At 63.6% G+C, this 13,638-nt stretch carries 12 protein-coding genes; all 12 read right to left on the minus strand.

The annotated features are described in order from the left end of the window. Nucleotides 1-16: 16 nt before the first annotated feature. Entirely contained in the window at nt 17-322 is a 306-nt protein-coding gene (locus MF606_RS17185; RefSeq protein WP_240230557.1) for a hypothetical protein, read from the minus strand. A gap of 133 nt (nt 323-455) precedes the next feature. Beyond that, nucleotides 456-2,009 (minus strand): ABC transporter substrate-binding protein, encoded by a 1,554-nt coding sequence (locus MF606_RS17190; RefSeq protein ID WP_240230558.1) that lies wholly within the window; start codon nt 2,007-2,009, stop codon nt 456-458. A 36-nt stretch (nt 2,010-2,045) separates the two neighbouring features. Continuing rightward, entirely contained in the window at nt 2,046-2,870 is an 825-nt protein-coding gene (locus MF606_RS17195) for an alpha/beta hydrolase family protein (RefSeq protein ID WP_240230559.1), read from the minus strand. A 181-nt stretch (nt 2,871-3,051) separates the two neighbouring features. Then, nucleotides 3,052-4,692: a dipeptide ABC transporter ATP-binding protein gene (locus tag MF606_RS17200; RefSeq protein ID WP_240230560.1), complete on the minus strand. Its 1,641-nt coding sequence runs from the start codon at nt 4,690-4,692 to the stop codon at nt 3,052-3,054. Further along, on the minus strand, nt 4,692-5,522 hold the full coding sequence (locus MF606_RS17205) for an ABC transporter permease (protein WP_240230561.1): 831 nt from the start codon (nt 5,520-5,522) through the stop codon (nt 4,692-4,694). Before MF606_RS17205 ends, MF606_RS17200 begins: the two co-directional genes overlap by 1 nt. Then, complete coding sequence (locus MF606_RS17210; RefSeq protein WP_240230562.1) at nt 5,519-6,460, minus strand: ABC transporter permease; 942 nt, start codon at nt 6,458-6,460, stop codon at nt 5,519-5,521. The genes MF606_RS17205 and MF606_RS17210 overlap by 4 nt, the downstream gene beginning before the upstream one ends. A gap of 23 nt (nt 6,461-6,483) precedes the next feature. Beyond that, nucleotides 6,484-7,665 (minus strand): C45 family autoproteolytic acyltransferase/hydrolase, encoded by a 1,182-nt coding sequence (locus MF606_RS17215; protein WP_240230563.1) that lies wholly within the window; start codon nt 7,663-7,665, stop codon nt 6,484-6,486. Nucleotides 7,666-7,710: 45 nt separating this feature from the next. Beyond that, on the minus strand, nt 7,711-8,853 hold the full coding sequence (locus tag MF606_RS17220; RefSeq protein WP_240230564.1) for a serine hydrolase domain-containing protein: 1,143 nt from the start codon (nt 8,851-8,853) through the stop codon (nt 7,711-7,713). Between the two features lie 84 nt (nt 8,854-8,937). Next, on the minus strand, nt 8,938-10,314 hold the full coding sequence (locus tag MF606_RS17225) for an aspartate aminotransferase family protein (RefSeq protein ID WP_240230565.1): 1,377 nt from the start codon (nt 10,312-10,314) through the stop codon (nt 8,938-8,940). Between the two features lie 138 nt (nt 10,315-10,452). After that, complete coding sequence (locus tag MF606_RS17230; protein ID WP_240230566.1) at nt 10,453-11,259, minus strand: beta-keto acid cleavage family enzyme; 807 nt, start codon at nt 11,257-11,259, stop codon at nt 10,453-10,455. Continuing rightward, nucleotides 11,256-12,206 (minus strand): 3-hydroxyacyl-CoA dehydrogenase NAD-binding domain-containing protein, encoded by a 951-nt coding sequence (locus tag MF606_RS17235; protein WP_240230567.1) that lies wholly within the window; start codon nt 12,204-12,206, stop codon nt 11,256-11,258. The genes MF606_RS17230 and MF606_RS17235 overlap by 4 nt, the downstream gene beginning before the upstream one ends. Next, nucleotides 12,203-13,621, minus strand: coding sequence for an aminotransferase family protein (locus tag MF606_RS17240; protein WP_240230568.1), 1,419 nt, complete (start codon nt 13,619-13,621; stop codon nt 12,203-12,205). Before MF606_RS17240 ends, MF606_RS17235 begins: the two co-directional genes overlap by 4 nt. Nucleotides 13,622-13,638: the final 17 nt, after the last annotated feature.

Below are 13,638 nucleotides of genomic sequence, written 5' to 3' on the forward strand. Positions count from 1 at the left end.
GAACAAATCATGCTTCTCAATGAGGTTGCGTCCCGGGGAAAACGACACCAAGCATATTGTTGAACGCGTCAGGAGAGCCGGTGCCCACAAGCCGATCGATGGCGCCGTCTATCACCGCAACCAGCGCCGTCGCATTGCCCAGGGCGGCGACGCGGCTGGCTGGCGCCGGCAACCTCAGCTCCGCTCCTGCCGCATGCACGACCCGCACCTCATCGCCGAGCACGGGCGCCGCCAGTACCAGGCTGATGCCGTCGGCATATTCCACACTGGCCGCGCTAATGCGCAACTCTGCCTGCTTAAGACGATCAAGGTGCACCGACATGGACCGCATGCGGCGGGCAGATTCCCCAAATGCACCTGGGCTTGCCCCCAGAGAGGCAACGCACCGCCGGCCGCCGCGTTGTCGCCTAGAAAGACACGGCCCCCGCGACACTGTCTCGGGGACCATCTTGGCGTTAGTTCTTCGACACGCCCCAGCCGATCGAATTATCGGCGGGCCAGGCGCTATAGCCTTGCACGTTCGGCCGGGTCAGCGCCACGTTCGGCGCATAATAGAGGCCGATGATCGGCATGTCCTCCACCATCATCTTATGCAGCGTTTCGAAGATTTCCTGGCGCTTGGCAGGATCGGCCTCGACCAGCGACTGCTGATAGAGGTTGTAAGCTTCGTCGCTGTCCCACTGGTTGGATGGATCCTCCACCTTGTCCCCGATGAACGAGCCATAGTTCAGCGCCGGATCCAATCGCGCCGACCACGCGAAAGATTGAATCTGGAAATCTCCGCTGTTGAACTTGTCGAGTTGCGTACCCCATTCCAAGGTCTCGATCTCGGCGTTGAAGCCTGCGGCCATCAGCATCGCCTGGAGCAGAATGGCGTTCTCATACATGCTCTGGTAGCGATTATTGGTCTGGATGGTGATCTTCTCCCCCTTGTACCCGGCTTCGGTCGCCAGGGCGCGGGCAGCCACTGGGTCAAATGCCGGCCACTCGGTAAAGGCCGAGTTGTGATACGCGCTGGAATCGGCCACGGCGGAGTGATTGGACCCAGCCATATCGCCCGTCCGGATGCCGGCGATTTGGTCATAGTCGATGGCCATGGCGATGGCGCGGCGGATGTCGACATTGGACAGCAGCGGGTCATTGGTCTGCAGCAGGAACGTGGTCCAGCCCAGACCTGGCGAATAGGACAGGTTAAGCCCCTGCGCCTCCAGGTCCCGTGCCCGGGCCGCCTGGACGTTGTTCATCACGTCGATGTCGCCAGACTGTAGCGCAACTTCTTGCACGGTATAGTCCGGGATGATCTGGAACTTGAGCGTATCGACAAGCGCAGTTCGGTCGCCGGCATAGCCGCTGCGCGGCTCGGTGCTGGGCACGTAATCCTCGAAGCGCTTGAGCGTAATGCTCTCGCCCGATGCCCAGTTGTCCAGCATGAACGGGCCCGAACCGATGGCGGAACCGGCAATCCAGTTGCCATCCGCATCGGCATTCTTGGGGCTGGCGACCCACAGATTGCACTGAATTTCGGCCAGCCGCGTCAACATGAGACCGCTTGGCTCGGCAATCGTGAACACCACGGTCTGATCGTCGGGGGCCTCGATGGATTCCAGCTTGATGCTGCGGGACCCGTCGAAATTGGCGCGACACGACACATCCCGGTCGGGATTCATATGAAATTCCCAGCTCCACTTCACATCTGCGGCCGTGATGGGATCGCCATTATGGAACTTGGCACCAGGCCGCAGGTGGAAGGTGTAGACCTTGCCATCCTCCGAAACGTCCCAGGAATCAGCCAGCGCCGGACCGATCGTCAGGTCGCTGCGGAACCCGACCAACGTTTCATAAATGTGGTGCAGGACGGTATCGGTAATCGCATCGCGCCCGGTCCCGTTGATGCTGCGGATGTCGTTCGAAGTGGCAATCACCAGTTCATTGTTTGCCGTGGCCGCCCAACTCGGGCTGGCAGCGGCAAGGCCGCCCAATAGAACGGCAATACACGCGGATAGTCTCATAATATCTCCTCCAATCATGAGAAATGCAGTGTTCGACTAACGCTTCAGACACTCGGCAAAGAACTGCTCCACCGTGGCGAGCATGGTTTCGTCCGCATGCGCAATACCGGGAAAGATCTGGTAGTCGACGGCGATGCCGTTGGCCTGAAAATTGTCCCGCAAGGCCTCCATGCGGGCCACCCGCGTGATGCCGGCGGCGTTCGCCCCGTCCATCCAGTAGGTGCGATCGGTGGGCTTGATCTCGACCCAGCGCGACCAGGTATCGGCTTCTCCGATCACCATCTGCACGGGCACTTTGCGCACCTCGGAGATATCGATCGGCTTCCCGAACAGATCGGCGAAATTGCGCGTACCGACCCAGTAGTCGGCGGCGTCATCGATGAGCGTTACCGTGCCCGGGGCGCCGATCGACACGCCGAGCAGCCGATCCGGGTGGGCATAGAGGAAGCGGTGGGAAAACTGCCCGCCGCCCGAGAAACCATAGAGCAGGAACCGCCCCGAATTGATGCGGTAACACTCGGCAACCTCCTCGACCATGTCGAGCAGAATGGTATCGAACTCGACACCGTGGCCGCGCAACAGCTTGTAGCTGTGCAGGTCGCCCTGATGCAGCGCATTCTGGGGGAACATCGGACAGAGCACGACAACCTGATGCTGCTCCGCAAATGCCGCGAAGGCATTGCGATAACCCTCCATGGACCGCTCGGAGCCATGGACGATAACGGCCAGCGGATAGTGCCTGGTATCATCGCGCTGATAACCCTTGGGCACATAAGTGCAGTAGCAGAAGCGCTGATCGAGACGCGATGCGGTGACCGAAGAGGCGCCGGTTTCAAACATTGATATCGGCAGATGCGCCATCGTGAAGCTCCCGGTAACCATCGGCGTTCCAGCCACGCCACTGGATCTGAACGCTACAGAATACGCCGCGCCACCGCAAGAAGATTTTGCGATCTGCGATCGCACTTTTTACGATGATCGAGAAACGAGATAACCCCGCCACTGGTGACGGGGTCATCTCTCGCATGCCCGCCGATTGGGGTCAGGCGATGTGTGACGGCTCGCTCTGCCGATCCAGCAGCATCGAAGCCTCGAGCAACGACCGGGTGTAGTCATGTTGGGGCCGATCAAAGACATCATCGCGCAGCCCCTGTTCGACGATGCGGCCATTGTGCATGACCACAACGCGATCTGCGACCTGCTCGACCGCGCCGAGATCATGCGAGACGAACAGGCAGGCAAAGCCGAACTGCTTCTGCAAATCCGCCAACAGGATGAGAATCTGCCGCTGAACCGTCATGTCGAGCGCCGAGACCGGCTCGTCGGCGACGATGAAGACCGGCCGGTTGACGATGGCGCGCGCAATGGCAACACGCTGACGCTGCCCGCCCGACAACTGGTGCGGGAGGCGCCGCAGGAAGGTCTCGTCGAGCCCAACGGCGATGCAGGTTTCGATGACGCGCTCGCGCCGAGCGGAGCGGTCGAGCTTATCGCCCAGCAGCAGCGGCTCCTCGACTAAGCGCTCCACTGACATGCGGGGATCGAGAGAAGAGTAGGGGTCCTGGAAGATCAGTTGAAAATCGAGGCGCTGTGCCCGGGTCGGCAATTGCTTTGCGGTGACCATCGGCTTGCCCTGATAGGCCACCCTGCCCTCGCTCGGCGATACCAGCCCGACAATTGCCCGCCCCAGACTGGTCTTGCCCGATCCTGAACCACCCACCAGGGCCACCGTCTCGCCGCGATGGATGGCGAGATCGCATTGCTGCACCGCGCGCTTAGCCTGCCGGCGGGAGAAGGGACCAGTGCTGCCGCCATAGTCGACACAGACACCCTCTACCGACACCAGCGGTTCGCCGCTGCGATCGAGGGTCCGGGCGGGTGAGCGGCGCGGCAGCGCCTCAACCAGCTTGCGCGTGTAAGGATGCTGGGGGGTGGTCAGAACATGGCGGCTGGCGCCCGTTTCGACCGCCTCCCCGTTCTGCATGACGACGATGTTCTCCACGTAATGAGAGACCATGCCCAGGTCATGGCTGATCATCAGCACGGCAGTGTCGTTCTCCTCGCACAACTCGACCATCAGCCGCAGCACTTCATGCTGCACCAGGGTATCGAGGGCGGTTGTCGGCTCGTCGGCGATCAGCAATTTCGGTTTCAGCAGCATCACCGAGGCGAGCATGATGCGCTGCCGCATGCCGCCGGAGAACTCGTGTGGGTGGGCCGACATACAGCGCGCCGGATTGGCGATCTGCACGCGATCCAGCATCGCCATGCAACGCTCGGTTATCTCCACGTCAGAGAGCTTGGTATGCAGTCGCAGGCCTTCGGCCAATTGCCGTCCGATCGTCATCGACGGGTTGAGCGAGACCATCGGCTCCTGGAACACCATACCGATCTCAGCGCCCCGCACGCGCCGCAGGTCACGCTGCGAGATCGAAGCAAGATCACGGCCATCCAGGCGGATGCGGCTGCCGGGCACGACGGCGAGGCCGGGTGGGAGCACCTGGATGATCGAGCGGGCGGCCATCGTCTTGCCGGAGCCCGACTCGCCGACCAGCGCCAGCATCTTGCCGCGCCCGATCGAGAAGGACAGGTCCTTGACCACATTGTAGCCGGTTCTGCCGACGGTCACCGACAGGTTGGTGACGTCCAACACAGAATGACTAGACTGGATGCGCTGCGTCATCACACGCCTCCCTGCATTTTAGGGTCGACCAGATCGCGGATCGCGTCGCCCATCAGATTGATGCCGAGCAGCGTAATGGTGATGCAGACACCGGGCAGCAGGATCAGCAGTGGCGCCTGGACGATGTAGGGCCGTGCGCTGGCCAGCATGTTGCCCCAGCTCGGATTGGGTGGCGGCACGCCCAGGCCGAGAAAGCTCAGCGCAGCCTCGGACAGGATGATTCCGCCGAACATCATCGAAGCCAGCACGGTAATGGGCGGGATCGAATTGGGCAGGACATGGCGGAACATGGTGATCCAGTCCGGATTGCCCATGACCCTGGACGCATCGACATATTCGAGCTGGCGGATCGACAGCACGCTCCCGCGCACCACCCGCACCACAGCAGGCATATAGGCGATGCCAAGTGCGACGATGATCCCCGAGGAGCTGGCGCCGAAGATCGCCATGATGCCGAGTGCCAACAACAGCCCCGGAAAGGCCAGCAGCGCATCGTTGATCATCATCAGCAGCCGATCGACGATGCCACCGAAAAATCCGGCGACGACGCCGATGACGAGCCCGAGCGTCAGGGCAAAAGCGAGGGTAGAGAACGCGATCCAGGCACTGGCCTGAGCCCCGACGAGCAACCGGCTGAGCGTGTCGCGGCCGAACTCGTCCGCGCCCAACCAATGAGCAGCAGACGGACCGGTCAAACGAGCGCCAAGATCGAGCGCATTGGGCTCGTAGGGCGCAAGAAAGCCGCCGAACAGCGCCAGAAACGCCAGCAAGGTGACCACGGTGACGCCAGCCACCAGATTCAACCGCAGGGAACTCGGTTTGATGCTCATTCCGTCACCCGCGGGTCAAGAAGGGGGTAGACCAGGTCTACGAGCAGGTTGACGACCACATAGATGAAGGTGATCAGCAGGATGCAGCCCTGCACCACCGGATAGTCGCGTCCATAAATGCTGTCGACCAGCAGCCGGCCCAGGCCAGGAATGGTGAAGACCGTCTCGGTGATGGCGATGCCCCCCAAAAGGCCGCCCAGGCTCAACCCCAGCAGGGTCCAGGTCGGCGCAAAGGAATTGCGCAGGGCGTGCCGGCGGATGATCTGCCCTTCCGACAAGCCCTTGGCGCGCGCATGGGTGATGTACTCGAGCCGGGCGACGGAGATCGTACTGGCCCGCGTCATGCGCACCAACGAACCTATCTCGACGAGAAACAGGGTGAAGACCGGCATGGCGAGATACTTGAGCGCCCCCACCCAGTCCGACTTGAAGGACACAAAGCCCACCACCGGAAACCAGCCCAAGATCAAGCCGAACACCGTCAGGATGATCAGGCCCAGCCAGAAACCAGGAATGGACATCAGCAGGGTCACAAGCGACACCAGGGCCGTGTCGGTGGCGCTGTTCTGCCGCCAGGCGGCCCACAGGCCGACGGGCACCGCGACAAGCGCCGCCAGCGTCAGCGCGATGACGACGATAGGCGCGGAAATCGCGAAGCGGTCGAGTACCAGTTGCAACACCGGCTGCCCCGAATTGATCGAGACCCCGAAATCTCCCGCCAGCACATTGCGCAGCCAGTAGAGGTATTGCAGCGGCAGGGGATGATCGAGGCCGAGCCGGGCGCGCAGTTCCTCCACCTGGCCCGGCAGCGCGTCATCGCCCAGCATCAGCTCGGCCGGATCGCCCGGGATCAGCCGCACGATGGCGAACACCACGATCGAGACGATGAACAGCGTCGGTATTGCCGACGCTATTCGGCTCAATATGAATTTCAGCATAGTCGTTCCCCTCCTGGCCGCGTTTACTGGGCGGCCACCTGCTTGCTGTCGCGTGCAGGATTTGCCAGTGCGGCGCGCTGCATCGCATCCGGGTCCATATCGAGACGATACTGGGTGACTTCGGTATTGAGGGCGGGCAGCGGGGTCACCTCCATGAGCCCATCCGCCGGCCGGAACATGACCAGCGCCACCGTGGCACCCAGATTTCCGGTGATGGCAGGATTGGGCGCGCGGCACACGGCATAGGGCTCGCCGAACTTGTCGGAAAGCGCGTCGCGCACGTCGGCCCAGCCGATGTGGCCGATCCGCGGGCGCAGATACTGGCGCACCCTATAGTCCCGGTAGAGACTGTCAGGCATGAAGGCCAGGCCCATTTCCTTGAGCTTGGCCAGCGCGACCTGGCTCTGCCAGTGATTTGTATGCACGATGATCCCGTTGTCGGGATAGAGCGGGAAGACTTCGTCGGGGGCGCATTCGAGGTCCACCGCAAAGCCATCGACCGAACTGATAATCATGTTGTTCGAGGTCGACTTCGGCGTGGTGGCGACAACGCGAATTGCGTTGGCGAGGTAGCTCTGCTCCAGAACCTTGCGCCGGATCAGCGCCAGCGGAATCCCCACCTGGCGGTAGTCCCGGTCGGATTCCAGGTAGTTGGCGGTGATCGCCAACCCGGCCGAGTTGAAGCCATTGCGGGCCAGCCCACCGGCCTCGGTGAAGGTCAGGATGTCGGGGCCATCCTCCTGCCGCACCTTGAGCACCACAGACGTATTGGCGCATTCGGACAGCCAGTCCCAGGTCTGGGCGTGGATCAGGTCGCCTTCGGCTGTCGCCTCGGGCAGGATCACCACGCCCGTGCACCCATCGGGCTCCCCCGCGGCCGATTTGGCCTGGAATTCCCGACGAACCATCTGCACGATCTCGGTGCGGGCGTTGACCAGTACGATCTGCTGGAAATCGACGCCGGCGCCTTCGGCAATGCCGCGCATCTCCTCGATGTGGTGCGGCGCCCAGGCCTCGATCTTGGCGATGAGACCAGTCGTCAGGCGCGGCAGGTCGGAGAGCGCGAAATCCAGCTTGGTCATCTGGCCGGCATAGAGATCGATGGACGCCTGGATGCGTTGCCGAGCGGCCTCGCCATAAGCCCGCCCACGCGCCTGCGGCGGGCCGGACACCTCGATCAATGGAAAATTGGCAATGGCGCTCATGCGGCCCTCCGAAAACTCAGGTGTGCTTGTTTGATGACTTTGGCCTTAGGCATGGCTGACCGACCGCAGCATTTCCATGAGGACCTGGTCGAGCGCTTCGTCGCTTGGCAAAGGCTCGGCGGAAAGACGGACGATGACCGTTTTGGTAGCCGGGTCCATCCACAGCCACTGGCCGTGAATGCCGATGCCCGCCAGAATCCCGGCCCCATCCTGATAGAAATACGAGCGGTAGCTGCCACCGGGGAACAGGTAGGCCTGGTCTCCATCAGCCCAAATCGCCCGATCGCCGCCGCGCCAAAGTTCGGCGACCCGGTCGGCCGGGACGATACCCTTGCCGCCCTGCCGCAACATTTCGCCCACCCGCGCCAGGTCACGCGCCGTCGCCGACATGCCGCCGCCCGCCCGGGCCGTGCCGGCCCGATCCACGGTGATGTGCGCATCCGAATACGCCCCTATCGGCAGCCAGATCAGGTCGCGCACCAGATCGGCGAAGCGCTGTCCCGTGATCACCTCGAGCAGGATGCCCGCCAGGTCGGTATTGATGGAGTGGTAGCGATGCCGCGTGCCGTGCTCATGCGCGGCCTTGCGGACCGTCGCAAGAAACGGACGCAGATCGGGCGCCGGATCACCGGGCTTCTCAGGGTTCCACAGCATGGCGCGGCGGTAGCGGTCGAAGGCACCGCTGGTATCGAGGAAGTCGTCGGTGAATTCGACGCTGACCTGCATGTCGAACAGGTGCCGCACGCTGACATCGCCATAAGCCGAGCCGATCATGTCGGGCATGATGTCGCCGACCAGCGCGTCGAAAGAGAGCCTGCCCTGCTCGGCCAGAATTTCGGCGATCAGCCCGGTGATCGACTTGGTGATCGAGAACAGCAAATGCGGTCGCGCCGGATCATAATGCGCGGCATACCATTCGGCCTCGATCAGGCCATCACGCATCACCACGAAGGCATCCGTGGACGTCTCGGTCAGGAATTCGGGCAGTGCCACCATCGGCCCGGCGAGCGAACGCACATGAAGGGACGCAAGCGAGCCCAGATCGCGCACTGGCGTCTCAGCCTTACGCCGGGATGCGATAATCGCCGAGGGCACCAGTTCGGAGGCGTTGTGAAAGGCCCACTGTGAATAAGGCAGGGTCCGCCAATTAGCCAATGTGACATCGCTGCGGGTGAATGACGGCGTCATCGGACTGAAAATCTCCACTTCCTTCGGGCCGGACAGTACCGGCCGGGCGACGGGCCGCCGTTCAAGGCAGCGGCCCGCCGCAGGTCAGGGCCGCAATTCGGCCAGGGCGCTATCCAGCGCTTTCAGCAGGCGGTCGCCGGCCAGATCGATTGTGGCGCGTTCCCAGATCAGAGGCGGCGCCATGATGATGGAGCTGCCGACGGCACGCACCATCAGCCCATTGGCGATAGCGTGGTCGCGCACCTTTGTGCCGGCGGTGCCTGACGGCATGTAGCGCTCGCGGGTCGTCTTGTTCTTGACCAGTTCGACAGCCGCCATCAGGCCAACGCTGCGCACTTCGCCGACCAGCGGATGGCCCGCGATCCGCTCCTGCAGCATCTGGGCAAGATAGGGCCCGGTTTCCTCGCGGACCCGGCCGATCAGGCCTTCACGCTCGATAATCTCGAGGTTCTTGAGCGCCACGGCACAGCACACCGGATGGGCCGAATAGGTGTAGCCATGGAAGAACTCGCCACCCTTTTCGACCAGGGTATTGGCGATCCGGTCGCCCACCAGCAGCGCCGAGAGCGGCTGATAGCCCGAGGTCAGCGCCTTGGCCGTGGTGATGGTGTCGGCCTCTATGCCGAAGGTCTGGGCGGCGAACCAGTTGCCGGTACGGCCATAGCCGGTGATGACCTCGTCCAGCATCAGCAGCACGTCGTACTTGGTGCAGATGCGCTGGATTTCGGGCCAGTAGCTGGCGGGCGGAATCTTGACGCCGCCAGCGCCCAGAATGGGCTCACCGATGAACGCGGCCACCTTGTCGGCGCCGGCCGCAAGGATGGCGCCCTCGACGGCGCGGGCCGCCCTCAGGCCGAAATCGTGGTCGCTCTCGCCCGGCTCGGCCAGCTCGAAGGCGTAGGGCGGGATGACATGCACGATGTTGGGCACGGCGCCATTGAGCTGGTTGTGCATGTCGGTCATGCCGCTCAGCGACGCACCGGCAATGGTGGAGCCGTGATAGCCCGAGTTGCGGGCGATGACGATGTTCTTCTCCGGCTTGCCTTCCAGCGCCCAGAAGTGACGCACCAGGCGCAGCGCCGTGTCGTTGGCCTCCGAGCCGGACGTGCCGAAGAACACCTGGTTCATGTTCTCGGGCGCGATCTCGGCCAACTTGGCAGCCAGCATGACCGGGGCCGGCGTCGAGCAGCGGAAGAAGGAATTGTAGAAGGGCAATTCCTCCATCTGCCGAGCCGCGGCGTCGGCCAGCTCCTTGCGGCCATAACCGACATTGACGCACCACAGGCCGGCCATACCGTCGAGCAGTTCAAGGCCTTCGGTGTCGTAGATATAGGGCCCCTCGCCGCGCACGATCATGCGGGCGCCATTGGCGCGCAGCTCCTTGTGGTCGGTGAAGGGATGCAGGTGGTGGGTGTCGGCCTGCTGCAACTGGGCGCGGGAGTATTTGGTATTGGTGGTCATCACATAAGTCCTGATGGATGTCTCTAAGAGGTGGTCGACGGTTCGCTCAGGGTTGGGCGGGCGGCGAATAGCCGATGCGCGCGCACAAGCGCATCAGCTCGAAATACTTGCAGCAAGACGATGGGGTGGGAACGGCGATCATGGTTGGCCTTCGCCTTGACGCGGAGTGGAGGCGATAGCTTCAGCGATCAACCGAATGGCGGCAACACGCGCCTGGTTTGACGGCGCAACGCTGCCATCGGCGTGCAGGAGATTGTTCTCGAAGCCGACCCGCGCCTTGCCGCCGGCGCGCAGCGCCGCTGCCAGGCAAGCGGTTTCGCCCTGCCCGAAGGCACACACCATCCAGTCGGGTGCATGCGACAGCCCACCCGCCGCGTCGAGGAAAGACTCGAGGTCGGATGGCGCGCTGCTCTGGTCGACGGAATACCGGCCCAGCACATAGAGTAGTGACAGGCTTGCGCCGTCTACCGCGCCCGAGGCGACCAGGCCAACGAGCCGCTCAAGGTCGGCCGCATCGTAGAGAATGTGCTGCACGGCAATGTCGGCCGCAGCACACCATTGGTAGAACCGGGCGGCGGCCGGCTCGTCGGAACCTGCCGGAGCAAGCTCGCGCAGCGCCGCCGAAATGGCAGCGGGCCGCAGGTCGCGCACCATCTGCATCTGCGCTTCCGGCGTGTAGCGCCCGACGGCCTCGGTCGAAACCTGCACCAGCATGCCCGGCGCCTGTTCCGCGACGAGATCGATCACCTGCCGATAGCGGGTGGCATCAAGCAGGTGCCCGCCACCGTCAGCACGGACATGGGCGTGAATAGCGTCGGCGCCGGCCAGTTGGCATTCCCGCGCCGTCGCCGCAATTTCCTGCGGCGTCATGGGCAGTTGCGGGTGGTCCGCCTTGGTGCGCCGGGCGCCGGTGGGCGCCACCATGATGCGTGGCAGGGTCATCATGGCGTTTCGTCCAGCGCCTGCAGCACGGCAATCAGCCGTCGATCCCGCGCGGCGGCGAGGGTCGAGATCGTCCGACCTTTCGCCTCGTCGGCAACGCCCGCCACCAACATCTCGCGCGTGCGGCCATCAAGGGCCGGCGCGCCTAGCTCGGCCCAACGGGCTTCCTGGGCAGGACCCAGATGATCGAGATACGCGGCCATGCCGCCGGCGCCACCGCCCAGATGATAGAGCATATGCGGGCCATCGACGGCCCAGCGCAGGCCGGGTCCGAAGCGAATGGCACGGTCCACATCCTCCACGCTGGCAATGCCCTCGGCGACGATATGCACCGCCTCGCGCCACAGCGCCGAACTCATGCGATTGGCAACGTGCCCTCGGGCTTCCTTGGCTACGCGGATGGGCGCCTTGCCGAGGCGTTCGAACCAGGCATAGGCCGCTTCCTGAGCCTCCGACGCAGTCTTGTCACCGCGCACCAGCTCCACCAGCGGCACCAGATGCGGCGGGTTAAAGGGATGAGCAACCAGCACGCGCTCGGGATGCCCGCAATCGCGCTGCAGGTCGGTGGCTCGCAGCGATGAAGTGCTGGAGCCGATAAGAACATCAGCCGCGGCAATTTCATCGATGCGCGCCAGCAGCGCCTGCTTTAGCTCAAGAACTTCCGGTGCATTTTCCTGCACATAATCAGCCGGCCCAACGGCACCTTCCAACTCCGCACAGAATTGCAGCGCCGCGGGCGGGATGGTGGGCAAGGATGACAACTGCGCCAGATCGGCCAGAGCCTGTTCGATGATCGGGCGGATGGCCACCTCGGCATCCGGTCGCGGATCATGCACGCGCACGGCGAGGCCGCGGCTCAGGAAGAACGCCGCCCACGCCCCGCCGATGAGCCCGCCGCCAACGATGGCGACGGTGGCTATGCCCGCGGACCGGAACGGACCCTGACTCACAGGCACCCCTCCGCCCGAAGTTCAACGGCGACGTCGGCAATGGCATCGCGCAGGCTATTGGCCAGGGTCGCCAACTCGGCCTCGCTGACAATGAAGGGCGGCGACAGCGCAATCGTATCGGAATTGGGCAATGCGCGGACCAGAATGCCGCGACGCCGCGCGGCGAGGGCAACCCGCCCGGCTGCCTTGATTGTCGGCGCGAAGGCGGTCTTGTTGGCCTGGTCGGCGACCAGTTCGACGCCCATCATCAGACCGGCCGAGCGGATATCGCCGACGAGGTCGAGACCGGCAAGCGTGTCGGGAAACATGCGGGCGAAGGTCGGCGCGATTTCGGCCACGCGCTCCACCAGCCCTTCCCGCTCGAGGATATCGAGATTGGCCATAGCGGCAGCCGTACAGGTCGGGTGGCCCGAATAGGTAAAGCCATGCGCGAACACCCGGCCATCGGCTGCGGCCGCTTCGAAGACCGACCAGATCTTGTCGCCAACCAGCACCGCCGACAGCGGAAGATAACCGCTGGTCAGACCCTTGGCAGCGAGAATGAGGTCCGGCTGCATGTCGTAGAGATCCGAGCCGAACCAAGTGCCGAGGCGACCAAAGCCGGTGATCACTTCATCAGCCACCAGGCGAACGTCGTAGCGCTCAAGCACTTCGCGAATGGCCTGGAAATAACCTTCGGGCGGCGGCAGCACGCCGCCAGTGCCCATGACGGGCTCGGCGATGAAACCGGCAACGGTATCGGGACCTTCCGCGAGGATCATGTCCTCGATCTCACGCGCCAGGATGGTGGAATAGGCCAGCTCGCTCGTGCACTGCCTGGCCGGCGCGTCGCGGTAGAGATCGGGCTTGGACACATGGCGGGCGAAGTTCAGCGGCAGGCCGAAATGCTGATGCACCATGGGCACGCCGGAGAGGCTGCCCGAGGCCACCGACACGCCGTGATAGGCGTAGGAGCGCGAGATGATCTTGCGCTTTTCCGGCTTGCCGCGACAGATATTGTAGCTCCACAGCATCTTGACCGCGGTGTCGTTGGCGTCCGAACCCGACGAGCCATAGAACACTCGCTTCATCCCCGCCGGCGCCAGCCGCAGCAGCCGCTCCGACAGGGCAATGCTGGGCGCATTGCTGATGCCGTTGAACGAGTGAAAGAACGGCAACTGCTGCGACTGCGCGGCAATAGCCGCCGAAATCTCCTCGCGGCCATAGCCGACATTGACGCACCACAGGCCCGCCGCACCGTCAAGATAGGTGCGTCCGTCGATATCGGTGACAGTGCAGCCATGGGCGCGATCCATGACGATAGGGCCGACCGCTTGCTGGTCCCTGATCGCCGTGAACGGGTGGAAGAAGGACGCGCGGTCTTGCGCCTTCAAAGCATCGATTCCCGCGGCTGCAGCACCAAGCGCACCATGCATGACAACATTCCCTCCGA

It is taken from the genome of Devosia lacusdianchii, from assembly GCF_022429625.1.
Lineage (GTDB): Bacteria > Pseudomonadota > Alphaproteobacteria > Rhizobiales > Devosiaceae > Devosia > Devosia lacusdianchii.

Excerpts from the sequence above, each read along its gene's own strand:
- MF606_RS17185 (WP_240230557.1), bottom strand. The coding sequence starts at position 322 with ATGTCGGTGCACCTTGATCGTCTTAAGCAGGCAGAGTTGCGCATTAGC.
- MF606_RS17220 (WP_240230564.1), bottom strand. The coding sequence starts at position 8,853 with ATGACGCCGTCATTCACCCGCAGCGATGTCACATTGGCTAATTGGCGG.
- MF606_RS17210 (WP_240230562.1), bottom strand. The coding sequence starts at position 6,460 with ATGCTGAAATTCATATTGAGCCGAATAGCGTCGGCAATACCGACGCTG.
- MF606_RS17215 (WP_240230563.1), bottom strand. The coding sequence starts at position 7,665 with ATGAGCGCCATTGCCAATTTTCCATTGATCGAGGTGTCCGGCCCGCCG.
- MF606_RS17225 (WP_240230565.1), bottom strand. The coding sequence starts at position 10,314 with ATGACCACCAATACCAAATACTCCCGCGCCCAGTTGCAGCAGGCCGAC.
- MF606_RS17230 (WP_240230566.1), bottom strand. The coding sequence starts at position 11,259 with ATGATGACCCTGCCACGCATCATGGTGGCGCCCACCGGCGCCCGGCGC.
- MF606_RS17195 (WP_240230559.1), bottom strand. The coding sequence starts at position 2,870 with ATGGCGCATCTGCCGATATCAATGTTTGAAACCGGCGCCTCTTCGGTC.
- MF606_RS17190 (WP_240230558.1), bottom strand. The coding sequence starts at position 2,009 with ATGAGACTATCCGCGTGTATTGCCGTTCTATTGGGCGGCCTTGCCGCT.
- MF606_RS17200 (WP_240230560.1), bottom strand. The coding sequence starts at position 4,692 with ATGACGCAGCGCATCCAGTCTAGTCATTCTGTGTTGGACGTCACCAAC.
- MF606_RS17205 (WP_240230561.1), bottom strand. The coding sequence starts at position 5,522 with ATGAGCATCAAACCGAGTTCCCTGCGGTTGAATCTGGTGGCTGGCGTC.
- MF606_RS17240 (WP_240230568.1), bottom strand. The coding sequence starts at position 13,621 with ATGCATGGTGCGCTTGGTGCTGCAGCCGCGGGAATCGATGCTTTGAAG.